The following is a 25,526-nucleotide window of genomic DNA, read 5'->3' on the forward strand; positions in this document are numbered from 1 at the left end:
TGTTATGGTTGAATGATGAGGTCCCAGCCTGTCGTGTTTTCGTCAATATGAACACGGCAGCCTTGATGTTCACGCATCACCGTCAGTGATAAGCGCCCGGAGCCAATCGCGATATTCTCGACTTTCAGCATATTCATGGAATCAAGCAAAGTCGGTGACAAAGAAATGCTTTGCTCGATGGCATTAGGGAACAAGCCTAACAGCGCTTGGACAAACACCAATGGCGTCCCAGCCGCCCATGCTTGCGGCGAGCAGGCGACAGGATAGCGGACCGGTTTTCCCTCTGACCGGCTGTAGCCGCAAAACAACTCCGGCAAGCGATCATACTCAAAATGCATCGATGCTTCCACGAGTCCTTCAATGATCGTCTTTGCCTCGCGCCGCCGCCCCAATTTGCTTAATCCAAGCAAAATGAGGCTGTTGTCATGCGGCCAAATACTTCCATTATGATAGCTCATCGGGTTATATCCCGCTTCTCCTTCGGCCATCGTCCGGATGCCGTAACCCGAAAACATTTTTTCCGAAAGAAGGGTGTCAATGACGGCATCCGCCCGCCTTCCTTCGAGCATTCCGGAAAACAGCACATGACCTGGGTTCGATGTAATCGTTCTGACAGGGGCTTTGTTTTCATCTAACGCAAGAGCATAAAATTTCCGATCTTCCATCCAAAACTGTTCTTCAAAGCGCTTTTTCAAAGCTTCCGCCTGCGTTCGAAGCGCTTCTGCTTTTTCCACTTCCTGAAGCTGTTCGAAAATGTCGGCAAGCCCCATTTTGGCGTGATAAACGTAGCCTTGGACTTCAACAAGGGCGATCGGCGCGCGGGCATACTCGCCGTTTTCGTGCACAATCGAATCGCCTGAATCTTTCCATCCCTGATTGGCAATCCCCTTGCTCGATTCCTGGAAATACTCGACAAATAAATCGCCGTCGCGGTCGCCATACCGGTCAATCCAATGGAGCGCCGCATCAATGTTGGATCGAAGCTGCCGGACGAGATCGAAGTTGCCGGTCCATTTGACATACTCCACCAACAGAACTAAAAAGAGCGGCGTCGCATCGATCGTTCCGTAATAAGGGGTAAACGGAATTTGATTCGTATTGGCCAACTCACCGAATCGGATTTCATGCATGATTTTTCCAGGCTGTTCATCGCGCCACGGGTCTACTTTCGTTCCCTGATAGCGGGCCATTGTCAACAACGTGCCTTTGGCTATTTCATGGTTGAACGGGAGCAGCTGCAAGGCCGCAATCAAACTGTCCCGGCCGAAGGGAACGCCAAACCACGGAAGTCCGGCCACCGGAAATGGCCCACAGCCAAGATCCGTAAGCAACACCCGCAAATCCCCAATGCCCCGGCGGACTAAACGCTCAAACTGTCGTTCGTCCGTGATGACGTTCGCTGTTTCCCTTTCCCAACGCTGATAGGATTCTTGCAATCGTTGAAGCGCCTGTTCAGGCGGAATGACCTCCACTCTGCCTGTTTTGCCGGTGATCGGTTCGACCATCAACGTAACCGTCTGCTCTTCCGCCCGGTCGAGCGCAAAGTCAAAAACAATTTCTCCATGTTCCTTAACGGTTTTCTCCTCTCGATCCCAGCTGACCTTCGTTGCCCGTTCCACTCCGTCGGCTCCCTCGTAATGGAACGTGAGCGAACGTTTTCCAATGGTCTGGCCTGTCCGCTTTCCCACCTCTCCTGTCTGAAAGCCGCGAACGATAAACATATCGGCAAAATCGGCATCCATGTGCACGCTGATTTCCAATTGCACCGGCTTGGGATGATAATTTTTCAGCTTAATGGTTTCATAGAGCACACCCGCATAAATAAATCGTTTGCGCTCAATTTCGACGGATTCGCGCCACAAAATCAGCTCTCCGTCCCGTTCAATATGAGGGTTTGTCAATAAAATGGTAGCGACATAATTTTGTGCCGCATCAGACGCCAGCAGCACGGGTTCTTCCCCATTGATGCGCAAACTCCATTTGCTCAAAAAACGGGTGTCTTTTGTATACAGCCCTAATCCGTACGGATGATGTTCAGGGATATTCCCGTCTTGATCTGTCAATAAAAACACATCGTTTTCTTTAATCACTCGATAATCCATGTTGCTTCCCCCTGATTCTAGGTTGTCATCATCGGCTCAACAGCACGATGTCTTTTCTGCGTCAATTATGCTTGACAAGCGAATTCCAAAACGTTTTCATTCATGATTCAAAAAAATCTGTCTTCATGACACCACAACAATCCGAAACGTTTTGGATCATAACTGAAACTGGCTCAGGGCGGTGAAAAAAGCCCTCATCCATCTTTTTTCACCGTCGACCCCCGTATTTTCAGTTCTGTTTCCAGAATCTTGACATGGGACTGAGCGTTGCCTTCCAGCATATCAATCAACAGCTTGGCGGCCTCATATCCCATAGCAAATTTGTCTTGGGCGATGGTGGAGAGTGCAGGCGATGAATAGGACGCTAAAATAATGTCATCGTAGCCAATCACGGCCACATCGTCCGGAACCCGCTTTCCAAGCTGTTTTACTGCCTTGATGACACCTAGCGCCATTAAATCGCTTGCACAAAAGAAAGCCGTAATTTCTGGATATTGCTGAAGCAGCCTCAATGCCTCCCGCTCCGCGATTTCTTCGCGGAACGCCCCATTGGCAATCCAATATTCGCGTACGGGCAAACCTGCTTCAATCAACGCCTCCTTGAATCCTTTCACCCGCTGTTCGCTCACAAATGCGTATTCATATCCATTGATCATAGCGATCCGTTTATGCCCGAGCTCAATTAAATGACGCACCGCTTTTTTCGCACCCAGCACATTGTCCGTTGTCACATAGCCAACGGTTTTGGACTCGATGGGAATATCAATCAGGACACATGGAATTTCGCTTTCCACGACCTCATGCAAATACGGGTCATCCGTACGAATCCCTTGCAAAATCGCCCCATCGACGCGCCGCTCCCGACAAAGCTGTGTATACGTTTTTTCTCTTTGCTTGGTCGATGTCGTGCTGAACAGCACCATATCATAGTCGACTTCACTGACATACTCATTGACGCCGGCCAGCACCTCAAAGGTAAAATTATCCTTGGCGCTTTCCCTTGTTAATCCAGAAACGAGCAGCCCGATCGTCTTCGATTTATTCATGACAAGCCCGCGCGCCAGTGTATTGGGGCTGTAGTTCAACTGCTTCGCGATATCCATGATTTTTTGTCTCGTTTTTTCATTCACATCGGAATAGCCGTTCAGCGCGCGTGAAACCGTCGTAATCGAAACTCCCGCTGCCTTGGCAATATCTTTAATGGTTGTCACTTCCATTCCTCCAAAACGTTTTCGGTCATCTGCTCGTTTTCATTATAAACAATAACCGAAAACGTTTGCAATCTTTTTTTAATGAAAAATTCCTCCTTTAATTCCCAACCATATCTCTTTGTTAGATCGTCCATACTAATCATACCTCACCAAAAAAACCATCAAGGAGGAATTTCATATGGCTCGTTCAAGCAACAAACTGCTTGTTCCAGGCATCGAACAAGCGTTGGAACAAATCAAATACGAAATCGCCCAAGAGTTTGGCGTACAGCTCGGGGCTGGCACGGTTTCGCGCGCCAACGGCTCCGTCGGCGGAGAAATGACGAAACGGCTCATTGCTCAAGCACAAAGCGAATTGGCAGGCCGAAAAACGGAATAAAGCCGAGCGGAATCACTCGGCTTTTTTCGTTTTGGCATCCATCACTTTCAAATGGCGGCGGACGTCGGCTTGGCGGCGATCTTTCTTTTTCTTTTTTCAATCGAAGAAATTCCCCTTCCGGCGTCAATACCGTGACGAACTCTTCACCTAACTCCAGCACAATTCCCTTTTTTACAATGAAAGCACCCCTTTTATCACCATGAACCAAGAAGTCCCCACTTCCATGCGTGAGCGTAAGTGGGGGATGAATCGAGATTTGCCGTCGCTCTTCCTCTTGCTTCCACAGAACAGAAGGTGTAAAATGGATAGTGATAGAACACACGTTCCTGTATGTAGGAGGGAAGATCATGCATAGAGCCTACCGCTTTCGGTTGTATCCCACCTCAACACAAGCGAAGCTCATCAACCAAACGATCGGGTGCTGCCGATTTGTGTACAACCACTTTTTGGCCGAGTGGAAGGAGACGTATGAAACCACCGGAAGAAGGCTCGGCTACAACGAATGTTCCAAAAGGCTGACGGCATTGAAACAAACGATCCCGTGGCTGAAGACTCCCGATTCGACCGCCTTGCAAAACGCACTGCAACAGCTGTCCGAGGCGTTTGACCGGTTCTTCGAGGGAACGGCGAACGCTCCCCGCTTCAAAAGCAAAAAACACCTGAACCAATCGTACACCGCCCAGTGCAACTACCCGAAGAACGGACGCCCTACGATCGAAGTGGACGGCCATCGATTGAAACTTCCCAAGCTCGGATGGGTGAAGTTCGCCAAAAGCCGCGAGATGGAAGGCCGCATTCTCTCCGCCACGATTCGTCGAAATCGAGCGGGGCAGTATTTCGTCTCCATTCTCGTGGAAACGGATATTCCCCCATTGCCCCAAACCGACAAGAAAGTGGGCGTCGATTTGGGGTTGAAACAGATCGTGGTGCTTTCCACAGGCGAAACGATCGAACACCCCCGGTATTGGCGCCGGTATGAAGAAAAGCTCGCCTACTGGCAGCGGGTGATGGCTCGTCGAAAGCCAGGCGGTTCGAACTGGGAGAAAGCCCGTTTGAAAGTGGCCAAGCTTCATGAAAAAATTGCCAACTGCCGGAACGATTTCCTGCACAAACTGTCCACCCGCCTCATCCGCGAAAACCAAGTGGTGTGCGTGGAGGACTTGCGTGTTAGGAACATGCAAAAGAACCGCAAGCTGGCCAAATCCATTTCTGATTCCGCGTGGGGACGTTTTCTCAACATGCTTGAGTATAAAGCGACATGGTACGGGCGGACGGTGGTTCGTGTTGCGAGCACGTTTCCCTCGAGTCAATTGTGCTCGTGCTGCGGGCACCGGCAGGTTGAGGTGAAGTCGCTCGGCATCCGCGAGTGGGTGTGCCCGAGCTGCGGGGCCGAACATGACCGGGACCACAACGCCGCTCGGAATATCCTGAATGAAGGGCTTCGTTTGCTGTCGTTGTAAGACAGCACAACCGTGGGACGCACGGGGATGGCTTGGTGGACAGCCTGCCGTGGGGCGGGTGTTCCCAAGAATCTCCTTTGTGCAACGCATATTTTTCAATCGCTTCGTTAAAAGCGATCAGTCCAATGCTCGCCTCATCATCTTCCTCACGAATGAACCTCTTGCATACACTGGAGACTGTTTTAACGATAAACGGCTTATATTGCCGGATGAGCTCATTGCGCAACGCTTCATTTCCCCGCTGAATTTCCACAACCGTCCGTTCAAGCGTTCTCTCTCTTCTTTTCAATAATGTCCCAAACACCCTTTTCACCCCGCTTATACAAAGCCGGACTGACGCTCATTCTTTATATTATTCGCACATCGCAACCCAAATATGGCCGTCGCTCAAAAGGGATTTTTTCAAGTCGCGCAAGTGAACACAAGTCCCCAAAAAGGCTCAACGCCGCCTGCGCCGAGCACACGCCCTCCATCAGCAAAAATCATGTATTTCTGTGCTTGACGGTTTCAAAACATCTCACGCTTTCTTCTGTAAAGGGAAATCAGTAAATCAACATTTTTCAGACATGGTGACGCGCGAAAAAGCCTCACTTGTCAAGTACACTTTGTGGAGATGAACCCTTCTAAATGAAAAAAGAGTGAAACGCGGTGTTGCCGAAAAATTTGACATAATGGAAAAAGGGGCTGTTTCCCCATTTGGGTCAGCCCCTTTTTCATTGTTTGGCCGTTCATCCGGCCTTTTCTTCCGTCCGTGCCATTTCATTCAGCTCACTATGCTTGCGGCCGTAGATAAAGTAAATCACTAAACCGATCAGCAGCCACGAGACAAAACCGATCCATGTCGTCGCCGGAAGCTGAAGAACGAGGTAGCCGCAGAATAAGACAGCCAAAATCGGGATGACTGGGACAAACGGAACGCGGAATGCCCGCTTTAAGTCCGGCTGCGTTTTACGCAGCACCAACACGCCGATCGAGACGGTGATAAAGGCAAAGAGCGTGCCGATGTTCGTCAGTTCCGCCAATTTGTTGAGCGGAATGATGCCGGCAAATACCGCTACAGCCGCTCCCGTCAGCCACGTATTGACATACGGCACTTGGCGCGTCGGGCTGATGCGAGCAAACACTTTCGGCAGCAAACCGTCGCGGCTGATGGCGTAGAAGAGACGCGTCTGCCCATACATCATCACAAGGAGCACGGTCGTAATGCCGGCGATCGCCCCGAGCGAAATAAAGCCCGCCACCCAGTCTTGGTGGATATAGTTTAACGCAAACGCCACTGGGTTTTTCACGTTGAGCTGCTCGTACGGAACGATGCCTGTCAATACGAGCGAAACCGCAATATACAACAATGTGCACACAAGCAACGAGACGATGATGCCAATTGGCATATCGCGCTGCGGATTGCGCACTTCTTCTGCCGCCGTCGACACCGCATCAAAGCCGATGTAAGCAAAAAACACCGTCGCCGCGCCGGTCGCTACGCCAGAGAAGCCATACGGCATAAACGGCGTCCAGTTCTCCGGTTTGACGTACCAAACACCGACCGCCAAAAAGAGCAGCACGACCGCCACTTTAATGGCAACGATCACCGCATTAAAACGAGCCGATTTTTTCGCCCCTAAATTCAACAAAAACGTAATGAACAGGACGATGATAATCGCTGGCAAATCGATGAACGTTCCTTTCGCCGGATCATACGCACTCGTCAGCGCCTTTGGCAGTTCGATGCCAAAACCGGCAAGCAACCCCTGGAAATAGCCGGACCAACCGACGGCGACCGCCGACGAAGCAACCCCGTATTCCAAAATCAAATCCCATCCCAAAATCCAAGCGATGAGCTCACCAAACGTGGCATAGCTGTAAGTGTAAGCGCTCCCCGACACTGGCACAGTTGAGGCAAATTCTGCGTAGCAAAGCGCCGCAAACACACACGCCAACCCAGACAAAACGAACGAAAGAACGAGAGCCGGACCAGCGTGTTCCGCCGCCGCCACCCCAGTCAGGACGAAAATGCCTGTCCCGATAATGGCGCCGATGCCGAGCATCGTCAAATCAAATGCGCCTAACTCTTTTCGCAGCGAGGCTCCTTTTGCCCCCGATTCTTTCATAAGCAACTGAATCGGTTTTTTACGAAACAAATTCATAGATGTCTCCCCTTGTCGTTTTTTGTAGAAAATTGTTGAATTTTATTGTCGAATACAGTTGTCATTCTACATGATCCTTGTTTTTTTGTAAAGTGCGAAAATAAGAAAAACAGCAAAAAATTTTTTCCGTTTTGTGCGGCAAAGCAAAAAATAGTTTTTAAAAATAACGAAAAACATCAATTTACAAATTTTTCAGATAAATGTATAATGAATGTGTGACAAATTTGTGTCAAGAAAGGGGGATTCACATCCGCCGCTTGCGGAAGAACATTCCATTACTCATTTTGAAAACGCTTTAATACAAACAAGGAGGGATCACGATGGCAGTGAAAAAGGAATCATGGGTCAATCAAGGGAGCGTCAACTATGAAACCATTGCCCAATCCGCTTCGTTCCGCGGACTCATTCAGGCGAAGAAGCAGTTTATCATCCCAGCCACCGTCTTTTTCTTCGTCTTTTACTTCGCCCTTCCGGTGTTGACGTCGTATTCGAAAGCGCTCAACGCACCAGCGATTGGGCCGGTCAGCTGGGCTTGGCTGTTTGCCTTTGCGCAATTTGTCATGACATGGGCCTTATGCATCCTTTATTCGAAGCGCGCCGCACAATTTGATGCCATCGTCGAGCAAGTGAAGCGAGAAGCGCAGGAAGGGGGAAACGCCTAATGCACGGGTTGGCCTTTTTCCTCTTCCTCGTCATCGTCGCCTTGACGCTCGTCATCACGTACTACGCCTCAAAGCGAACGAAAACGACGAGCGAATTTTACACCGCTGACAGCAGCCTGACCGGCTGGCAAAACGGGCTCGCTATCGCAGGCGATTATATGTCCGCCGCATCCTTCTTAGGAATCGCTGGCATGATCGCACTGACTGGATTTGACGGCTTCTTTTACAGCATCGGCTTCCTTGTCGCTTATCTTGTCGTCTTGTACATCGTCGCCGAGCCGCTTCGCAACCTCGGCAAGTACACGATGGCCGATATGATCGCCGCCCGTTTTGATGATAAGAAAGTGCGCGGCGTCGCGGCGTTAAATACGATCGCCATCTCGATCTTCTATATGATCGCCCAGCTTGTCGGCGCCGGCGGCCTCATCAAGCTTCTATTGGGCTTAGACTACGTTTATTCCGTCTTGATCGTCGGCGTTTTGATGACGGTGTACGTCGTCTTCGGCGGCATGACGGCCACCAGCTGGGTGCAAATCGTCAAAGCGGTTTTGTTGATGGTCGGTACGTTTATCATTTCCATCATCGTCTTTGCCAAATTCGATTTCAGCATCGCCAAAATGTTCCATGAAATGAAAACAGCGACACCGCTTGGCGAAGCGTTTTTAAACCCGGGCAACAAGTTTAAGGATCCGCTCGATACGATTTCACTCAACCTGGCGCTCGTGTTGGGGACGGCCGGGCTGCCGCACATTTTGATCCGCTTCTTTACGGTCAAAGACGCGCCGACCGCGCGCAAATCGGTCGTGTATGCAACATGGATCATCGGGCTTTTCTACGTCATGACGATCTTTTTAGGATTTGGCGCCGCCGCGTTTGTCGGCTATGACAAAATCGTCGCCGCCAACCCGGCCGGCAATATGGCCGCCCCGCTGTTGGCAGAAGCCCTCGGCGGAGATTTCTTGTTCGCCTTCATTTCGGCCGTGGCGTTTGCGACGATTTTGGCCGTCGTCGCTGGACTTGTGTTGTCAGCCGCTTCAGCGTTTGCCCATGACTTTTACAGCCATATTTTGCGGCGCGGCCAAGCGACAGAAAAAGAACAAATGCTCGCCGCCCGCTGGGCGTCGGTTGGTGTTTCCGTGCTTTCGATTTTATTGGCGCTGTTCGCCCAAAAAATGAACGTCGCATTCCTTGTATCGCTCGCATTTGCCGTCGCCGCAAGCGCCAACTTGCCGACGATCGTCTTTACGATTTTCTGGCGCCGCTTTAACACCACCGGAGCGATTACAGGCATGTTGGTCGGTCTGATCAGCGCCTTGGTGCTCGTCTTCTTCAGCCCGAACGTCTGGTCGCCGCAGCCGGGAGCCGCCATTTTCGTCGGCGAACCGCTCTTTAAGCTCGCCAACCCGGGCATCATCTCGATTCCGCTCGGCTTTATCGGCGCCATCGTTGGCACGCTCGTCTCGTCGAAAAAAGCGGACGAAAAGAAATATACGGAAATTGTCGTCAAGGCAAATACTGGGATAGGACGCGTGTAACGCAACAAAGAAGGGGCTGGCCCAAAACGTGCTTGCGTTTGGGCCAGCCCCAATTAGCATTATAACAGTTTGTATAGGTAATATTCATTTACAAATTCCCCATTCACTCTTAACGATTGAACCCTCTCGCCTTCTAATACGAACCCCATCTTCCTATATAAGTTGAACGCCTTATCGTTCCCTTTCATGACCGTAAGTCCTAATCTCAAAATTCCAACTTCCTTTGCCCACTCAAACGCTTTGTTGAATAGTTTAGTGGCAATGCCCTGTCCTTGATAGTCTTCAAGAACTCCCAAAACAACATTGGCAGAATGTCGATTTCGTTTTACATCGCCTCCTATGACAGCAAGGAACCCGACAAGCTTGTTTTCCGTTTCAGCAACAAAGATCATTTTATTCGGCTCAGACAACATTCTTTCAATCGATTTGCTTTGTTGTTCAACCGTTGTTTGCCGTTCGCCAGGCTCAAATAACATAAAACCAGATTCATCAATTTTTTTGCACAACTCCAAGAAATTTTCCGCATCGCTAACTTCAATAGACCTTATGATCATTTTTCCCTTCTCCCTTTGCATAAACTCCGCATAAGATTTGGATGTGACCAGCTTTATGCCGTCATCGTACGATGGAACACCTTCGCAAACTGCGTATACCGCTCTACTTGGCGGCGGTCGACGTCATAGCCGATGCCAGGAGCGTCCGGCACGCGGATCAAGCCGTCTTGCACCTCAACTTCCGGCGTGATAATATCCCGATCCCAATAATGGGACGACGCGGCGGTGTCGCCGGGAAGGGTGAAGTTTTCCAACGTCGTGATCGCGATATTGTGGGCGCGCCCAACCCCTGCCTCCAGCATCCCCCCGCACCAGACCGGCGCGCCGCGTTCACGACAAAGATCATGGATGCGCTTCGCCTCGCCAAGCCCGCCGACGCGCCCGATTTTGATGTTGATGATGCGGCAGCTGCCAAGGTCAAGCGCCTTGCGCGCATCGTCATAGGAACGAATGCTTTCGTCAAGGCAAATCGGCGTCTGAAGAAGCGGCTGCAGCCGGGCGTGATCGAGGAGATCGTCAGCGGCGAGCGGCTGCTCGATCATCAGCAGTCCGAATTCATCGATCGCTTTCAATCGATCCACATCGGCAAGCGTATACGCTGAATTGGCATCGGCCATGAGCGGCACGTTCGGAAACGCGCGCCGCACGTTGCGAAGGACATCCACATCCCAGCCCGGCTTGATCTTCACTTTGATCCGCCGGTACCCTTGCGCCACATACCGCTCAATTACCTGAAGCAGATCGGCAACCGTCGGCTGGATGCCGATGCTGACGCCGACTTCAATGTCCTTTTTCGTTCCTCCGAGTGCTTGAGAAAGCGGGACGCCGAGCCGCTTGGCGTACAAATCCCATACCGCCCCTTCAAGCGCCGCTTTCGCCATGTTGTTTTGGCGGATGGCAGAAAAGCGCTTTGCCAGCTCCTCCGGGTGATGAATCGGCTCAGCCAACGCAAGCGGCACAAGGAAATCTTCGAGCATATGCCAGTTCGTTTTCACCGTTTCCTCGCTGTACCACGGGGCGGCAAACGCGACCGATTCGCCCCAGCCGGAAACGCCGTCGCGATCGACAACTTCCACTAAAATCAACTCTTTCGTTTGAAACGTGCCGAAGCTCGTTGTAAACGGCGCCTTCAACTTCATTTGCAAATGGCGCAATATGACGTACTCGATGTTGATCGTCATTCTTCTTCCCCTTTCTGCTGCCATCGTTCACCCCGCCGCTTCCATATGTAATAAAGCACCCCTTCCTCCAGGCAGCGCCAAGCGCCGGCGGCAATCCATCCTTCCACAAGCAGCCGCTGAAACAAGGCGCGTGTCGCCACCCGCCACTCAAGCGCCAGCGCGAAATCCTGCTCTTTCAGCTGCGGAAAGTCAAGTGGAACAGCAGTCAACAACAACGGCGCCGCTGTTTCATCGATGTCTCTCGGCACCGGCTGCAATAGGCCGTCAGCCCTTTGCCCTGCCTCGAGCACCGTCAGACTGCTGGCCTTGAGAAGATCAGCTTTAGCCAAGCTCCGCTCCCCGGTCGGACGCTCATCAAGCCGCCATTCGACAATGAAGCGGTCAGACGGCAGCTGACCGTTCAACGCGTCATTCATTTCGCCGTAGCAGTTTTCCACATACTCAACGCCAAGGGCCCCAAGCTTCGCCAAGTTCAAATAGCCGTTGCGGCTTTGCAGCGGGTCGTACGTCCAGCGGATGACTCGGTAGCCGCGCCGCCGCGCTTCTTCCGCCTGTTTCATTTTCAAGCGATAGCCGAGGCCACGATCACGAAACGATTCAGCAATCCCCATCATATGGGAACAAAGGTACACTTCCCCATTTCGAAACCCAGGAAAGCTGTAGACAAAGCCGACAAGCTTCCCGTCCATATACGCGCCGATCACAATGCCCCCGTTTTTCGCCGCCGTCAGCGTTTGATGGAGCGGAACCGGCGCCGTTTTCCAAATCTCCTCCTCAAGCCTGGCCATCTCTTTCAACTGTTCGATCGTCTCAAGGATTTGCAGCGACAGAGGCATGCTTGTTTTCCTCCCGTGGCGCATATGCCGCAAACGTGTTCATCACAACCCGAGCCAAAATTTCCACGCCGGAAAGCAAATCATCGCGCCGGAACGTCATGTTCGGGTGATGGAGCCCTGGACGCAAGTCGCAGCCCAATCCGAGCATCGTTGTTTTCAGCTCCGGTTTTTGAAAGGAATAAAAATGGAAATCCTCTCCTCCCGACGTCACGACCGGCGGAACGCATTTTTCCGTCCCCAAAGTCGTGATAATCGCCTCCTCCATCAGCCGCACCGCATCTGGATCAGGATGAGCGGCAACGATGCGCGTCCGCTCAACAAGCTCAATATCAGCTCCGTAAATCGCAGCGACCCCATTGATCACATGGCGCAGCCCCTCGACGAGCCGCTCCATCGCCTCGTTCGTTTGCGCCCGCAAATCAAGGGCGAATTCCGCGTAGTCCGGGATCGTGTTCGCATCTTTTTCACCGGCGTGAAACTTCGTCATTTTGATCGACGCCGGCACTTGCGGATCAAGATGAATTTTGCCGAGCTCCTGCACGATGGCGCTGCCGACTTCAATGACGTTGACGCCTAAATGCGGCCGCGCCGCGTGCGCCGCCACGCCGCGGATCCGCCCTTCGATGCATTGCGCCGCCCCATGGATGATCGCGGGCGCCGCATATCCGCCTTTCACTTCTTGAATCGGCCGCAGGTGAACGCCGTATAAAAACGACACGCCGTCGACCGCTCCTTTTTCGATCATCTTCAGCGCCCCCGTGCCTTTTTCCTCGGCCGGCTGGAACAAAAACCGGAGCGTCCCCGGCGGCTCATAGCCGATGCGGCGAAGCAGCTTCGCCACCCCAAGCACGATCGTCATGTGGGCGTCGTGCCCGCACGCATGGTTCGGCTGCCAAACACCGTTCACTTCTTGCCAAAGCGCATCCATATCACTGCGCACTCCGACCATAAACGGCCCCGTGCCGATCTCCGCCACCACGCCTGGACAATCGGCAAACGTCCGCACCCGATACCCTTCGCGCTCCAACTCTCGGCGGAGAAATTTGGTCGTTTGCCACTCTTCCCAACTGATTTCTGGATGGCGATGAAGGTGATCGAAAATCTCCCATAGCTCCGCTTTCATCTGCTCAATGATGTCTTTCATTCCGCTCTCCCCCGCTGTTTCAAAATCGATAGAAAAAACATCGTTATATTCATTATAATATTCAGACAAACAAATACAACGATAGGCAAACGATTGGAAAAACAGACACGTACCATTACGGGCGACGCTTTACCAGTTGGTTGACGACCTCAGAAAAAATGAGCCCCATCGCAATCGCCCCGGAAATCATGAACGCTTTTGCCGCCAATGAAATCGCCGCATTGTAATCGTTCATGACAACATGGCGCATCGCCTCAAACGCTGTTCCGCCCGGCACAAGGGGAATAATGCCAGAGACGATAAAAATCGTCGCCGGCGTTCGATAGCGGCGGGCGAACCCGTTGCTTACAAAAGCGACGAAAAACGCCGCTGCAAACGTGGCGGCGACACCGTCCATCCCCGACCGGGCAGCAGCCATATACATCGCCCAGCCGCTCATGCCGACAAATCCGCTGTGCGGCAGCAATCGTTTCGGAATATTGAAAATGACGCCAAACAGCGATGACGCCACAAAGCTAAGCAACAGCTCCACAATCATCATCGGTACTCCCTGCTAACGAATCGATAAAATAAAGGCAATGCCGGTGCCGATCGCAAACGCGGTTAAAAACGCCTCAGCACCGCGCGACAAACCGGCGATCAAATGGCCGGCCATCAAGTCGCGCACCGCATTGGTAATCGCCAATCCTGGGACAAGCGGCATCACTGAGCCAATCATCATGTTCCCGACGTCTCTGACCAATCCAGTCCTTTCCATCAACAGCACGATCCCACCAGCGACAAAAGCGGCAAAAAATTCAGCGAAGAATCGGATTTTCACGAGCCGATGCATCATTTCAAAACACCAAAACGCCATTCCCCCAGAAAGAAGAGAAGGGAGAAAATGATTCATGCCGCCTAGCAGCGAAGCAAAACAAGCGCTCGCTCCGGCTGCGGCAGCGGTTTGCTGCCAAAGCGGATAACCGAGCGGCTGCTGCTGAACGCGTTCCAACTCGTTTCGCGCTTCATCGAGCGACAGTTCGCCGCTGCTGATGCGGCGGGAAATATGATTGACAAGCGCCACTTTGGATAAATCGGTCGATCGCTCGGAAATGCGAATAAACCGTGTTACGTTCGTTCCCTCAACGGAAAACATGATTCCCGTTGGGGTCACATAGCTGTGAGAGCGGGAAACACCGAACGAAGCGGCGATGCGCACCATCGTATCTTCCACCCGATACGTCTCCCCACCGCTTTCAAGCATCAATTTTCCCGCTAATAAACAAACCTCAACAATATCATCCACCCGCTCCGTCATACCCGGTTTGCTCCTTTCGTTTTCGCCCGGCATGGCATTGGCCATCCCGTTTTCCCCTGCCGGGCGCTCATCGCAAAAACAAACTCCCACCAAACAAATTGGCAGGAGCCGCCTCGGATATCGTCTTTACCAAACTTGTTTCCATTATATCAAATAGGCGGCTGACCGCCAAACTGTGAATGAAATCTCACCGTTTCCCTTTCTTTCCTATTTTTCTGCCTCTTTCGTCTTATTTTTCGCTCCCACAGTCGAAAAAAGGCGCGCCAACGGCGAAATCGTTATAACGAAACCCAAAGCAAAAGGAGGAACGATGGTGATGAACAAGCGATTCTCACTCCCCCGTGTGCTGTCGACGGGAGCACTCGCTGCAGCCGTTGCGCTCGCTCCTTACAGCCCAGCAGTGTTTGCCAGCACAAGGGCTGGGGGACAAACAAACGTCAGCACGGCGGCCGAAACAGGCGCCAGCGTCAACCACGACGCTCCAATGTTGTTGCCCGGCGACTTTTTCTACTTTGTCAAAACGATGATGGAGAAAATTGAACTTGCCCTTACGTTTGACGATGTCGAAAAAGCGAAACGGCTCGCGGCGTTCGCTGAGGAGCGGCTGGCTGAGGCGAAAGCGCTGCTTGACCAAGGAGACATCGAACAAGCGAAAGAAATACTCGCCAACTCTCTGAAACAACAAGAGGCAGCTTGGGACATCTACGAAGAGACAAAACAAGCGGACGAACAAAACGGAGAAACAGCGGAAACGGATGTCGAGGCATTGCGCCAACAGCTGGAAGAAAAGTTTTCCCAAAACATCACGGCCTTGCAAGCCGCGCTCGAACGGGTAAAAAATCCGCGGGCGAAAGAAGTGCTCGCCCGCAACATTGAAAAAGCGAAGCAAAAAGAAAACAATAGAAAATGAGTTCCGAATGACATACTCCCGCCACCTGCGTATTATGAGTTCTTCATTTAAGATGAGAAAGGGGCTGCCCCAAAAGGCTGTCTGACTTCAAGATAGACACGAAATATAGTGCGGAAGAAGCGGTCAATGCCGTATATAGAGAGACGAAAGGGGGTGTCCTGATCCTTTTGGGACACCCTCTTGGCGTTTGGCCATGTGCAGCGCCGCTCCCTTTTCCCTGTTTCTTCAGTTGCCCGTTTTGCTTTCGACCGCTTCTCTCCTTTACGCTCACGTCGAGTGATGGCGGTTCTCCCACTCCGAGACGATTTTCGAAATACGGACAAACCCCAACATGCAGAGAATTGTCATCCCCAACCAATCACTTCAATCATTCACAAAGTTTCCGCACCGATCACTCTCAGTCCTCTAGCCTCTATCCAAGCCGACACCTCTCCCACCCCCGCTTCCTCTCCATCAGCGTGAACGGGGACGGGAGCGGCAGGGCGGATGCGCACGTTCCGCCCGGCAAACACGGAAACTTCTTTCATTCGCACATGCCCGCCCCAAAATACGGTTAAAAACAGCGCAAGGATTTTCCAACGAGACATTCGCCCGACAACCGTGATGTGAAAAAGGCCATCGTCCGCCCGTGCTGACGGGGCGATGCGCATCCCGCCGCCGTAGTACGGATGGTTGGAAATAGTCGCCATCCAAGCTTGCTGAAATGAATAGTTTCGCCCGTCAATGCAAATGTCAAGATCGACGGGTCGGTAGCGGAATAGCTCTGTCACTAAATAAAGCACGTAAATAAGCGAGCCAAGCCCAAAGCGATTGAACCGCCCTTTCCATTTGGAACGGTTGGCCGCGCGGGCGATATGGGCATCAAAACCACAGCCGATGCTGTTGGCAAACACGCCGTCCGGAACGGCGCTGCTGGCAAAACGGCCGAGATCGAAAGACAAAGTGTTGCCTAACCGAACGCCATTCAACAGCTGTTGGAGCGCCTGTTTCGATGTTCGGGCAAGATGGAAGCCGCGGACGAAGTCGTTTCCCGTTCCGGCGGGAATGCAGCCAATCGCAACGTGCGGAAACGAACCCGCTCCGTTCACCACTTCATGCACCGTCCCGTCGCCCCCGACCACCGCGATCACCGTCGGCTCAGCGCTTTCCTCGCCGATTCGTCGGGCGATTTCCTTTCCTTCTCCCTTTCGGCTCGTCCAATATGCCTGATAGGCGATTCCTTCCCGATCGAGCAGCGGCTGCAGCTGCTTCCAAATCGACACGGACCGGCCGTTTTTGGCGGCTGGATTGATCATGAAATAAAGGTTCATCCTCTTCCTCCACTCATAACCCCTTTTCTTACCTATTGGCGGTTTGTTTCATTTTTCCTCTCGTTGAAATGAGAAAAATCCGAACCCGCAAACCGGATTCGGATCCTCCGTCATTCCTCGCCGATAATTTTGACTTCCAATTCGAGATCGACCCCGAATTTTTCCTTCACGGTTTTGCGCACCATGTCGATCGTCGCGATGTAATCGGCAGCGGTCGCATTGTTTTTGTTAATGATGAATCCGGCATGCTTCATCGACACTTCCGCACCGCCGAACCCTTTCCCCTGAAGGCCGCTGTCTTGAATGAGCTTGCCGGCAAAATAGCCCGGCGGACGCTTAAACACGCTGCCGACCGACGGATACTCAAGCGGCTGTTTCGATTCGCGTTGAAACGTCAAATCATCCATTTTTGCCTTAATTTGTGCATAATCGCCCGGCTGCAAGGAAAAGACGACTTCAAGCACAATATCGTGCGTCCGGCTGATGATGCTTGTTCGATAGCCGAGCTCCAGTTCCTCGTTTCTCAATGTTTTCAACTCGCCCGCGAGCGTCGCCACCTTGACATGGTCAAGCACATCTTTCACTTCCCCGCCGTACGCTCCGGCGTTCATCATAATCGCCCCGCCGACCGATCCCGGAATGCCGCAGGCAAACTCCAACCCAGTGAGATGTTGTTCGAGCGCGAACCGCGACACCGCTTTAATATCCGCTCCGCTTTGGGCGATCACGTTGTTCCCTTCACGCCAAATGCGGTTGAGATGCTTCAGCTGCATGACAATGCCGCGCAGCCCGCCGTCGCGGATGATGACGTTCGAACCGTTGCCAAGAAGGGTAAACGGCAGGCCGTACTCCTCTTTCAGCCGCAGCACCTCGATGACTTGCTCGTACGTTTCCGGCCAAACGAGAAAATCAGCCTTGCCGCCGATCCGCACTAATGTATGGTTTTTCATCGGCTCATCGCGCAGGACGTTTCTTTCCCCACAAATCTCTACGAGTCTTTGATAAATATGTTCCGCACGTTTCATCGTTCTGTCTCACCTTCTTTACTTCTTCCGTGCCGCTTGGCGGCATTCATTCCACATCGTTTCCATTATCGCCGGAATCACGCCGCATATCAAGTGGGCAATGTTCCTTATTCTGTTTTATTCGGGACTGGGCCAAAAGGTGACGTCGGATGAAAAAGGGCAAAAAACGAGCGGACAGCGAGTCAGTCAAGACTTTGTGGAGAACATTTTTCGGTTCACTACGGCAGTTGTCAATCACTAGTTAGTGAACCATTTTCAGGAATGGATATCGCGAGCACTTTCGGACTCTCATCCCTCATCTTGAGGTGATCATATTACATTCCATTTTTTTTACACCCAACCACCATCCCGGAGCGCCGACAACGCTTGATGGATCGGCCTCCCGGATGACTGTTGCAGACACGGTAGATTCTGACGCACCACATCCACCCACAACCGTCCGGCCTTCCGTTTGGCCTGTTCAACCCGCTTGGACTTCGTCGAGGCCGAGGCTGCCCTCCGGGGCTCTTCCTCCTCCAACGGTCCCTTTCTCCACCCAATCCCGTCGATTCGGGCTGCCATCGCCCTCAGAAACGCCCGAAACCCTTGGTCTTTCCAGCTGCGGCGGGATTTCACCCGATGCGCAAACCGGCTCATCACGCTCTCGACGTGGCCCATCGGACGCATGCCGGTCGTCTCCACCCCTTGCTCCGACAGCCACTCCCGGTAGTCCCGGATGCATCCCGGCATCGACTCGATCCGGCGGATCATGGCCGCCATCTGTTTCTCTTTCGCTTCGTCCTTCAGCGTGCCGACCGCGCTGTTCAGCTCGACCAAAAGCCCCATTTCGTCTCGTCTTGCCAGCTGTAAATTATCATTTTATTTCAGCACAAAACGCCCATTTTTTTGCACATTCTTTCAGGAAGCCCTCTCCCCTTTTCTGAAGGAATGTGCTAAATTTTTTGTGAATTGTTTCGGACAAAGATTTCCATACCCGTGGTGCTAGTTGAGTCTTAACGCTCAACTAGCCCAAGAACAACAAGCGAGTAAGCCAGTAAAATACCATCCAGTGCCGTTTCAAATCCAGAAACCGAGTTCGCTCGAATCTCGGTGATCCGATACGAATCGACTAAAATCGAAAACACGGTTTCCACCACTTTGCGTTTTCGCTTCATCCACTGTTTCCATGCGTCCGATTGGCGAATTCGCTGATTTTTTCGAACGGGCGTCCAAAAAGCGACTCGGTGCTCTTCGTACAGCTTCTTTTGCAGCTTTTGGCTGATGTACCCTTTGTCACCGAGGTTATACGATCGTTGAGCCGATACAAAAAGCAAAATCGATGCATATTGTTTTGGAAGTTTAACACGATCTGTTGTAAAATGAAAGTGCTCTTGCATGGGAACTTCTCCTTTTGATGTTTGGTTGCACTTTCATTTTAAGGAGATCCTCATGCAAGGGCTATTTTTATGCTTGTCTGATTTTATCTAGCACCACGGGTTATGTAAATGTTTATTGTGATTCTGTATTCGCAATAGATTTCGCATTTACAGACCAGTTTGCCTCCTTAAGGTTTGTATTTAAAGCAATGATGGTTGATATAGCGATTATTATGGAGCCACCAATAAATACGTAATCAGAATTTATTTTTGCAATTAATCCCGCAATGAGCACACTGACAGGAGCTAAGAGGGTAGATATTAATCTAGAGGCGCTTATTACTCTCCCTAATTTATTAGCTGGAACACTAGATTGAAATAGTAAATGAATTAATCTTGAATTTAGTCCTACACTGAACATTAGTATAAAGACCATAATACCAGAAAAAAACCAATTATCTTGGAAAGGAAAAAGGAATAATGCTAGAGAAGTTGTCAATGATGACATTAATAACATTTTACCTGAGCTAAAAATAGCTTGAATCCTTGAGAATAGCGCTCCACTAGTAATTCCTCCTAATGCTGACATTGTCATAACAAGACCAATTTCAGAACTTGTTAGGCCTATTATTTCTTTCAAATGAAACAAAATCATTAGGACAGCCCCACTCAGTCCAAAGTTAACAAACAAGTTCCAAATTAATATTAACCTGAATAAGGGATTTCTTAATGTATAGTGGAGTCCTTGAATGCTCGAAGACCATAGTTGTTTAGGAGAAGTAATATTATTGTTTGGTTCCGTTTTTTGATATCTAATTAAAGATAATGTAGTTAACAACATGATAAAAGTTGCGAAATTTATCCATAACGAGTTAAATAATCCCATTGTAGAGATTAATAATCCAGATATAGCTGGACCTATAGCCTCTGCTGTAGAAATTGCCATTTGCATAATACCGTTAGCTTCAGGTAAATGTTTTTTTCAACTAATTGAGGAATAATAGATATATCCGCAATTCTATATATAGCGATGCAAATATCAAGAACAAACGCAACTAAAAAAATAATTATTATATTAAAGAATTCAAATGAAGCAGATATAGGAAGTATGCTAATGAACAAAGCTTGTAGGGTGGATATAAACATTAATAATTTCTTTCTATTTACGCTATCTACGATCGCTCCACCAAAGAAGCTAACTAAAAATTCAGCAAAAAAGCCCAATGCATACATTGCTCCCATGAGTAAAGAAGAGCCTGTTGCCTGTAAAACCAGTAAAGGGATGGCTAGATCATAAAGAGTTTCTGCTATTTTATGTATAAAATGACTCGAGGTTATGAACAGAAATGCTTTATTTTTATATATTGCCTTCATATGTAACATCTTCCTTTAATTAAAATGATATGGTAAAATTGAGAAATCCTCTATTATAGAGGATTTCCCGATTTTAAGTACATGGTATGGTAGGGGAGAAAATTTGTAATACTTTTCTCTCCTACTCAATTTCAATCTCGAAGTTCTCTTTTAAAGCCTCTAAAGCTTCCTCTATAGATCCAGCTGCTGAAATATCAGAACCAATTACTTGAGCGATTTTCCCTAAGAAAGTAGCAGAGGCTGTTTCTAAGTGAGGAGTGATACAATTAATGAAGGCAATTAAACCTTCACGCTCTAATGGATCTGTAGTCTGATTCACTAACTCTTGTAATTCTTCTAAAGAAGAATGTACTTTTTCTATTAAAGCCATTATTGCTCACCTCCTTTCAATAAAAGTTAATTTCGCTTTTTAATTGTAACCCTGCTTCTGGAACCTCCCATATAAAGATCAAAGGATTGTTGGTACTCCTTGTTCTCCCTTAAAATTTGTTGTTCTCTCTCAAGAATCACTTGTAGAGCTCTATTAGGCAAAGGAAGTTCATTTATTTGTACAATTGGGAAATTTTCTAATTCAGTATCCCTTGGTACAATTAACCTGTCGTTTCCTATATTATATTCTGTGTTGACATTAGTTGAAAACCAAATAGGTTCTGATCGAACGGTGATGTTTTTCATGTTGGTAAACATTTTAGCGATGCCTCTCTCAATATAAAGATGTTTTCTAGGATCAGGTTTGAATTTTAATTCTACTTTTTTATGTAAAGTAGGAGATCCTTTACGACAATCTACAAATAAACCGGTAATTTCCTGTTCTGGGTCTCCGAAAAAAGTAAAGCGATCGATTTGTCCCACTTGTATTGTGAAATGATCTGTAGAATCAATAGAAAAATAAATCATATCACTGATTAATGGACCAGGGTTAGCAACAAGTGTAAAACTTTCTTGACCAGTTTGAACATAATAGTTCTTACCCCAATAAAGTCCGTTTATATCACTTTTTTCCAATATTCTAAGTTCCATATATTTTCACCTCTGTTCCTGAACTTTCGGTTTTAAATTTACATACCGTTTCTCTCCATTAATAGTAATTGGTATTCTTGTTGGATAATGTTGTAATTCGACCATTGTCAGATGCTGGAGCTCTAGAACAAACTCATATGCTTTTCTTGGTATAGGAAATTCATTTATTGTCACAACAGGAAAATCATCTAATGGTGTATCACGTTTAACATTAATTACGTCATTAGCTATGTTGTAATCTTTATTACCAGCAGACATATACCATATTGGTTCATCTCGAGTTAAAACATTTTCTAGACCATCAAAGGTGTGAGCAATACCTCTGTCAATATATAATTTTTTTGAAGGATCAGGATAAAATTCTAATATTACTTGTTTATGGAGAGTAGGAGATCCTTTTCTGCAATCAACAAAGTAACCAGTGATTTTTTGGTTTGCATCCCCAAAGAAAGTTAGGCGATCTACTTGTCCAACATGTATACCATAATGAAGGTAGTAGAAATTTGGGCTATGAGTTACGAGGTCTGTTATTCCTGGTCCTGAACTAGCAATGACACCTGAATCCGTGACAAAACATCTTTACAATAGTCGCAAACCATGGATATGATAAGGGAAAACGACGTTAACGACTTTTCATCAAGTAGGTGAATGTCATGAAAGATTTCCCGATTCGGTTTGTGTTGACAGATGAAGCGATTACTCCAAGTGCTGGGCTTGCTCTCGTGGGCTACTTACTACACCAAACGAATTTCATAAATGGCACGGATTTGAACGCTCATGATGTAGAAACTCCTTTGCTTTCCTTGTGTTTCAAGGGTTCATTCGACAGGAAGATAAAAAAATCCTCCCGATTTTTGTCGAGAGGGTGCGAAATGTGAGTTTTAAATCAATCACTCCAAAAATCACACCAAGTCACCAAAAACACCAAAAATAACGAATGACAACAGAAATAAAAAATCCCTTGAAGCCTTCCAGCTCAAGGGATTTCACTTGATGATTCCGACTGGGCTCGAACCAGCGACCTCCACCCTGTCAAGGTGGCGCTCTCCCAGCTGAGCTACGGAATCATATTTTATTGTCCGCTATCGAACACATTTTTAATTATATAAACGGGCAAGTTGGTTGTCAACAACTTTTTTAAAAAAATCGCTGTTCATGATGAAAAAAGGAAAGGTGCCTTCCCCCAAAGGAATAATCCGTGTTGGAACGGTTCGACATCGTATTTTTTCTACATTCTGATTGTTCTATCAAGCGAGAATTAGTATATTAGAAATAAGCCCATAGCCTTAAAAGAAAGGCGGAAAACCATGTATCGTTCATTCGTGCACCAGTTGTTGCGTCATTATGTTACCGGCTCAGCGATTGCGGTGATGGGCGTCGGCTCGACGTTAATGTTGACGACGCTCGCCATCTCATGGGAAGAAGCGAAATGGCTGATTGGCATTTTGTTGTTCTCAGCCATGGTCATGGGAGCAGCCGAGTGGATCGTGTTTCGCCGTGACTTGGCGCCGATTCGCCGTTTTTTTTCCGTCAAACAGCCGGACGAGGAATTGGCAGCCAAGGCGCTAGAACAAGCGCGCCGCTTGCCGCTATTGGCGGTGCGCCGCATTTTAGGCCCGCACTTGTTTGGGCTGTCGATTCCCGGCATGGGGCTGACGGCTTTATGCATCCACTACCGTGTGCTGTCCCTTCCCTATCGATACATTTTGTACGCCTTTATCGGAGCCATTTTGATCGCGTCGCTCCATGCATTGATTGAATTTTTCTTGACAACGAAGGCGTGCCGGCCGCTGATGGCGCATTTGCTTACGAAGGCTGGCGGAATTGATGAAAAACGCCCGCCGCTTCCGGTGCCGCTCAAAATGAAACTGCAGCTGACGGTCTTGTTCAGCAGCACGTTTCCTGTTCTCTTGTTCAGCTTAGCGACGGAAATCAAATGGTCGCTCGCCGGTCCGAGTGCATCCCACTGGTCGTATTGGCCCTGGGCAGCCGTGATTTTGTTGTTTTCGACCGCCTTCTCCGTTTTTTTGACCCGCTTGTTGGTCGATGAGATCAATGAGCCGGTCAGTGTGCTGTTAAGTCATATGAAACGGGCGGAAAACGAAATGTATGAGCTGATCGCTCACAATGTCTATACGGACGAATTTGCGTATTTGCTTCGCGGATTCAATCATATGATCGATGCTGTGCATCGGCGTGATCGAACGAACAAAGAACTGCTCAACAGTTTCATCACTGTCTTGACAGCGGCGCTTGACGCCCGCGATCCTTATACAGCTGGGCACTCCCAGCGCGTAGCCCGCTACGCGCTGACAATCGGCAAGCAGCTTTCTCTGCCGAATGAACAGCTTGATGCCTTGTATCGTTCCGCTCTGCTGCATGATATCGGAAAGATCGGCGTTCCGGACGCCATTTTGCTGAAAGACGGAAAATTAAGCGATGACGAATTTGCTTGGATCAAAAAACACCCTGCCCTTGGGGAGGCCATTTTGCGGGAAGTCAGGCCGATCGAACCAATCGAACCGCTTCTAGCCGGCATACGCTCCCATCACGAACGCATCGATGGCAAGGGATACCCAGATGGTTTAACAGGCAATGACATTCCGTTGTTTGGCAAAATCATCGCCGTGGCCGATGCATTTGATGCCATGACTTCGGATCGTCCGTACCGTAAAGGCATGGATATTCGTCAAGCGGCAGACATCTTGAGAAAAGGAAAAGGAACGCAGTGGGACAGCGAACTCGTCGACCTTTTTTTGAAACACTTACAAGAGGAGAAGCTGTTGTCCACCTCAGCGGCATCTTGAACCGCCCGCCGAGCTTTGAAGGCTTGGCGGGCTGATTGCTATGGCGTTGAAACTGACGGCCGCTCCTGAACAAACGACAGCGCCTGCTCAAAATCGGCGATCAAATCGTTCACATCCTCCAGCCCGACGCTCAGCCGCAGCAAGCCGTCGGTGATGCCGCGGCGAAGCCGCTCTTCTTTTGGCATGGCCGCGTGCGACATTTTCGCTGGGTGCGATAAAATTGACTCGACCGCCCCAAGGCTGACAGCAAACACCGGCAGACGGACGTTTCGGACGAACGTCCGGGCCGATTCTTCATCGGCAAGGCGGAACGACAAGACGGCGCCAAACCCGGCCGCTTGCTGGCACTGGATGTCATGGCCTGGGTGGTGCGAAAGCCCCGGATAATACACTTTTTCAACCTTTGGGTGACAATCCAAATATTGGGCGATGGCAGCCGCTGATTCAGATGACTGCTTCAGCCGGACGTGGAGCGTTTTTAATCCGCGCAGCACAAGCCACGCATCTTGGACGCCAAGGACGGCGCCAAACGCGTTTTGCAGTTTGTACAATTTTTTTCCCAATTCTTCATCTTTCACCACCGCCAATCCTGCGACGACGTCGCTATGGCCGGCTAAAAATTTCGTGGCGCTGTGAAGGACAATATCGACGCCAAGGTCAAGCGGACGCTGCAGCGCCGGGGTCATAAACGTATTGTCAAGGAACGTCAGGCAGCCGTGCGCTTTCGCCAGCTTGACGACCTCTTGAATGTCAGTCACCTTGAGAAGCGGATTGGACGGCGTTTCTATATAAATGACTTTCGTGTTCGGCTGGATGTTTTCCGCCACCGCGTTTAAATCCGTCATATCGACAAACGTATGTTCAATGCCAAAGCGCCCGAGCACCTCCGTAATCATCCGGTATGTGCCGCCGTAGACGTCTTCCGTCACAAGCACATGATCTCCTTTGGACAAAAGCAAAAACGCCGTCGAAATGGCCGCCATGCCGGAGGCGAAGGCGAATCCGCGCACGCCGCCTTCTAACGCCGCGATCGTTTCCTCGAGCGCCTCGCGCGTCGGGTTGCCAGAGCGGCTGTAGTCGTATTTTCCGAACGAGTCGAAATCGAACTGATGGAACGTGGAAGCGTGCTGGATCGGCACGCTCACCGCCCCCGTGTGGCGATCGACTTTCCATTCGTTATGGAGCAGTTTCGTTGAAAACGACCATTCCCGTTCCATCGC

Annotated in this window: 24 protein-coding genes, 1 tRNA gene and 3 pseudogenes; 6 read left to right on the forward strand and 22 right to left on the reverse strand. The window is 49.8% G+C overall.

All coding sequences use genetic code 11. The features are described 5' to 3' along the window. Window positions 1-2 precede the first annotated feature (2 nt). Both B9L19_RS13690 and B9L19_RS13695 read right to left on the reverse strand, forming a co-directional pair. Window positions 3-2,102, reverse strand: a complete 2,100-nt coding sequence (locus B9L19_RS13690) for an amylo-alpha-1,6-glucosidase (protein ID WP_047753453.1) — start codon at window positions 2,100-2,102, stop codon at window positions 3-5. Between the two features lie 194 nt (window positions 2,103-2,296). Beyond that, window positions 2,297-3,313 (reverse strand): LacI family DNA-binding transcriptional regulator, encoded by a 1,017-nt coding sequence (locus B9L19_RS13695; RefSeq protein ID WP_047753454.1) that lies wholly within the window; start codon window positions 3,311-3,313, stop codon window positions 2,297-2,299. A gap of 178 nt (window positions 3,314-3,491) precedes the next feature. On the opposite strand from B9L19_RS13695, the gene B9L19_RS13700 reads away from it, so the two are divergent. Then, complete coding sequence (locus B9L19_RS13700) at window positions 3,492-3,692, forward strand: alpha/beta-type small acid-soluble spore protein (RefSeq protein ID WP_025948410.1); 201 nt, start codon at window positions 3,492-3,494, stop codon at window positions 3,690-3,692. Here B9L19_RS13700 and B9L19_RS19835 read toward each other — a convergent pair. Continuing rightward, entirely contained in the window at window positions 3,646-4,041 is a 396-nt protein-coding gene (locus B9L19_RS19835) for an anti-sigma factor domain-containing protein (RefSeq protein WP_425268984.1), read from the reverse strand. The genes B9L19_RS13700 and B9L19_RS19835 overlap by 47 nt on opposite strands. Here B9L19_RS19835 and tnpB point away from each other — a divergent pair. Continuing rightward, a complete protein-coding gene (gene tnpB / locus B9L19_RS13710) occupies window positions 4,040-5,152 on the forward strand; it encodes an IS200/IS605 family element RNA-guided endonuclease TnpB (protein ID WP_089113961.1) in 1,113 nt (370 codons plus the stop codon). The two genes, B9L19_RS19835 and tnpB, sit on opposite strands and share 2 nt — an antisense overlap. A gap of 67 nt (window positions 5,153-5,219) precedes the next feature. Here tnpB and B9L19_RS19420 read toward each other — a convergent pair. Both B9L19_RS19420 and bcaP read right to left on the reverse strand, forming a co-directional pair. Further along, window positions 5,220-5,456: pseudogene (locus B9L19_RS19420) on the reverse strand (RNA polymerase subunit sigma); the annotation flags it as partial. A gap of 424 nt (window positions 5,457-5,880) precedes the next feature. Further along, window positions 5,881-7,296 carry a branched-chain amino acid transporter BcaP gene (bcaP, locus tag B9L19_RS13720; protein ID WP_025948413.1) on the reverse strand — a complete coding sequence of 472 codons (1,416 nt, stop codon included), beginning with the start codon at window positions 7,294-7,296 and terminating at the stop codon, window positions 5,881-5,883. A 320-nt stretch (window positions 7,297-7,616) separates the two neighbouring features. On the opposite strand from bcaP, the gene B9L19_RS13725 reads away from it, so the two are divergent. Together B9L19_RS13725 and B9L19_RS13730 are read left to right on the forward strand one after the other, a co-directional pair. After that, the gene (locus tag B9L19_RS13725; protein ID WP_047753569.1) at window positions 7,617-7,958 is read left to right on the forward strand and encodes a DUF485 domain-containing protein; all 342 of its coding nucleotides are present in this window, start codon (window positions 7,617-7,619) and stop codon (window positions 7,956-7,958) included. Beyond that, entirely contained in the window at window positions 7,958-9,493 is a 1,536-nt protein-coding gene (locus tag B9L19_RS13730; protein ID WP_047753570.1) for a solute symporter family protein, read from the forward strand. Before B9L19_RS13725 ends, B9L19_RS13730 begins: the two co-directional genes overlap by 1 nt. A gap of 59 nt (window positions 9,494-9,552) precedes the next feature. Here B9L19_RS13730 and B9L19_RS13735 read toward each other — a convergent pair whose 3' ends face one another. The 6 genes from B9L19_RS13735 to B9L19_RS13760 form a co-directional block, all read right to left on the reverse strand. Further along, on the reverse strand, window positions 9,553-10,047 hold the full coding sequence (locus B9L19_RS13735; RefSeq protein ID WP_047753571.1) for a GNAT family N-acetyltransferase: 495 nt from the start codon (window positions 10,045-10,047) through the stop codon (window positions 9,553-9,555). A gap of 53 nt (window positions 10,048-10,100) precedes the next feature. Next, window positions 10,101-11,228: an o-succinylbenzoate synthase gene (gene menC, locus B9L19_RS13740; protein WP_025948417.1), complete on the reverse strand. Its 1,128-nt coding sequence runs from the start codon at window positions 11,226-11,228 to the stop codon at window positions 10,101-10,103. Next, entirely contained in the window at window positions 11,225-12,064 is an 840-nt protein-coding gene (locus B9L19_RS13745; protein WP_047753572.1) for a GNAT family N-acetyltransferase, read from the reverse strand. The genes menC and B9L19_RS13745 overlap by 4 nt, the downstream gene beginning before the upstream one ends. Further along, on the reverse strand, window positions 12,039-13,208 hold the full coding sequence (locus B9L19_RS13750) for a M20 peptidase aminoacylase family protein (RefSeq protein WP_025948419.1): 1,170 nt from the start codon (window positions 13,206-13,208) through the stop codon (window positions 12,039-12,041). The genes B9L19_RS13745 and B9L19_RS13750 overlap by 26 nt, the downstream gene beginning before the upstream one ends. A 115-nt stretch (window positions 13,209-13,323) precedes the next feature. Beyond that, entirely contained in the window at window positions 13,324-13,749 is a 426-nt protein-coding gene (locus tag B9L19_RS13755) for a threonine/serine exporter family protein (RefSeq protein WP_025948420.1), read from the reverse strand. Between the two features lie 12 nt (window positions 13,750-13,761). After that, window positions 13,762-14,505 carry a threonine/serine exporter family protein gene (locus B9L19_RS13760; protein ID WP_025948421.1) on the reverse strand — a complete coding sequence of 248 codons (744 nt, stop codon included), beginning with the start codon at window positions 14,503-14,505 and terminating at the stop codon, window positions 13,762-13,764. Window positions 14,506-14,821: 316 nt separating this feature from the next. On the opposite strand from B9L19_RS13760, the gene B9L19_RS13765 reads away from it, so the two are divergent. Next, entirely contained in the window at window positions 14,822-15,415 is a 594-nt protein-coding gene (locus tag B9L19_RS13765) for a DUF5667 domain-containing protein (protein ID WP_241772027.1), read from the forward strand. A gap of 371 nt (window positions 15,416-15,786) precedes the next feature. Here the strand turns inward: B9L19_RS13765 and B9L19_RS13770 are convergent, their stop codons facing one another. The 10 genes and pseudogenes from B9L19_RS13770 to B9L19_RS13820 form a co-directional block, all read right to left on the reverse strand. Further along, window positions 15,787-16,725, reverse strand: a complete 939-nt coding sequence (locus tag B9L19_RS13770) for a diacylglycerol/lipid kinase family protein (protein WP_047753573.1) — start codon at window positions 16,723-16,725, stop codon at window positions 15,787-15,789. A gap of 110 nt (window positions 16,726-16,835) precedes the next feature. Then, entirely contained in the window at window positions 16,836-17,750 is a 915-nt protein-coding gene (murB, locus tag B9L19_RS13775) for a UDP-N-acetylmuramate dehydrogenase (protein ID WP_025948423.1), read from the reverse strand. A 330-nt stretch (window positions 17,751-18,080) separates the two neighbouring features. Beyond that, a pseudogene (locus tag B9L19_RS13780) lies at window positions 18,081-18,596 on the reverse strand (UPF0236 family transposase-like protein); the annotation flags it as partial. A 146-nt stretch (window positions 18,597-18,742) separates the two neighbouring features. Further along, window positions 18,743-19,036 (reverse strand): annotated as a pseudogene (locus tag B9L19_RS13785) (transposase); the annotation flags it as partial. 202 nt (window positions 19,037-19,238) lie between these two features. Then, the gene (locus tag B9L19_RS13790) at window positions 19,239-20,051 is read right to left on the reverse strand and encodes an MFS transporter (RefSeq protein ID WP_157720886.1); all 813 of its coding nucleotides are present in this window, start codon (window positions 20,049-20,051) and stop codon (window positions 19,239-19,241) included. After that, on the reverse strand, window positions 20,024-20,479 hold the full coding sequence (locus tag B9L19_RS19600; protein WP_053004413.1) for an MFS transporter: 456 nt from the start codon (window positions 20,477-20,479) through the stop codon (window positions 20,024-20,026). The genes B9L19_RS13790 and B9L19_RS19600 overlap by 28 nt, the downstream gene beginning before the upstream one ends. Before the next feature lie 121 nt (window positions 20,480-20,600). After that, window positions 20,601-20,849: a hypothetical protein gene (locus B9L19_RS13800; protein ID WP_047753470.1), complete on the reverse strand. Its 249-nt coding sequence runs from the start codon at window positions 20,847-20,849 to the stop codon at window positions 20,601-20,603. 26 nt (window positions 20,850-20,875) lie between these two features. Next, window positions 20,876-21,499, reverse strand: a complete 624-nt coding sequence (locus B9L19_RS13805) for a dTDP-4-dehydrorhamnose 3,5-epimerase family protein (RefSeq protein ID WP_047753471.1) — start codon at window positions 21,497-21,499, stop codon at window positions 20,876-20,878. Window positions 21,500-21,505: 6 nt separating this feature from the next. After that, entirely contained in the window at window positions 21,506-22,051 is a 546-nt protein-coding gene (locus B9L19_RS13810) for a dTDP-4-dehydrorhamnose 3,5-epimerase family protein (protein WP_341864969.1), read from the reverse strand. Between the two features lie 442 nt (window positions 22,052-22,493). Continuing rightward, window positions 22,494-22,566 (reverse strand) — tRNA-Val (locus B9L19_RS13820). A gap of 240 nt (window positions 22,567-22,806) precedes the next feature. Between B9L19_RS13820 and B9L19_RS13825 the strand changes: the two genes are divergently transcribed. Next, window positions 22,807-24,306 (forward strand): HD-GYP domain-containing protein, encoded by a 1,500-nt coding sequence (locus B9L19_RS13825; RefSeq protein ID WP_047753501.1) that lies wholly within the window; start codon window positions 22,807-22,809, stop codon window positions 24,304-24,306. A gap of 38 nt (window positions 24,307-24,344) precedes the next feature. Here B9L19_RS13825 and metC read toward each other — a convergent pair whose 3' ends face one another. Further along, a complete protein-coding gene (gene metC / locus B9L19_RS13830; protein ID WP_047753502.1) occupies window positions 24,345-25,523 on the reverse strand; it encodes a cystathionine beta-lyase in 1,179 nt (392 codons plus the stop codon). Between the last annotated feature and the right edge of the window lie 3 nt (window positions 25,524-25,526).

Source organism: Geobacillus thermocatenulatus (assembly GCF_002217655.1).
GTDB classification, from domain to species: Bacteria; Bacillota; Bacilli; order Bacillales; family Anoxybacillaceae; genus Geobacillus; species Geobacillus thermocatenulatus.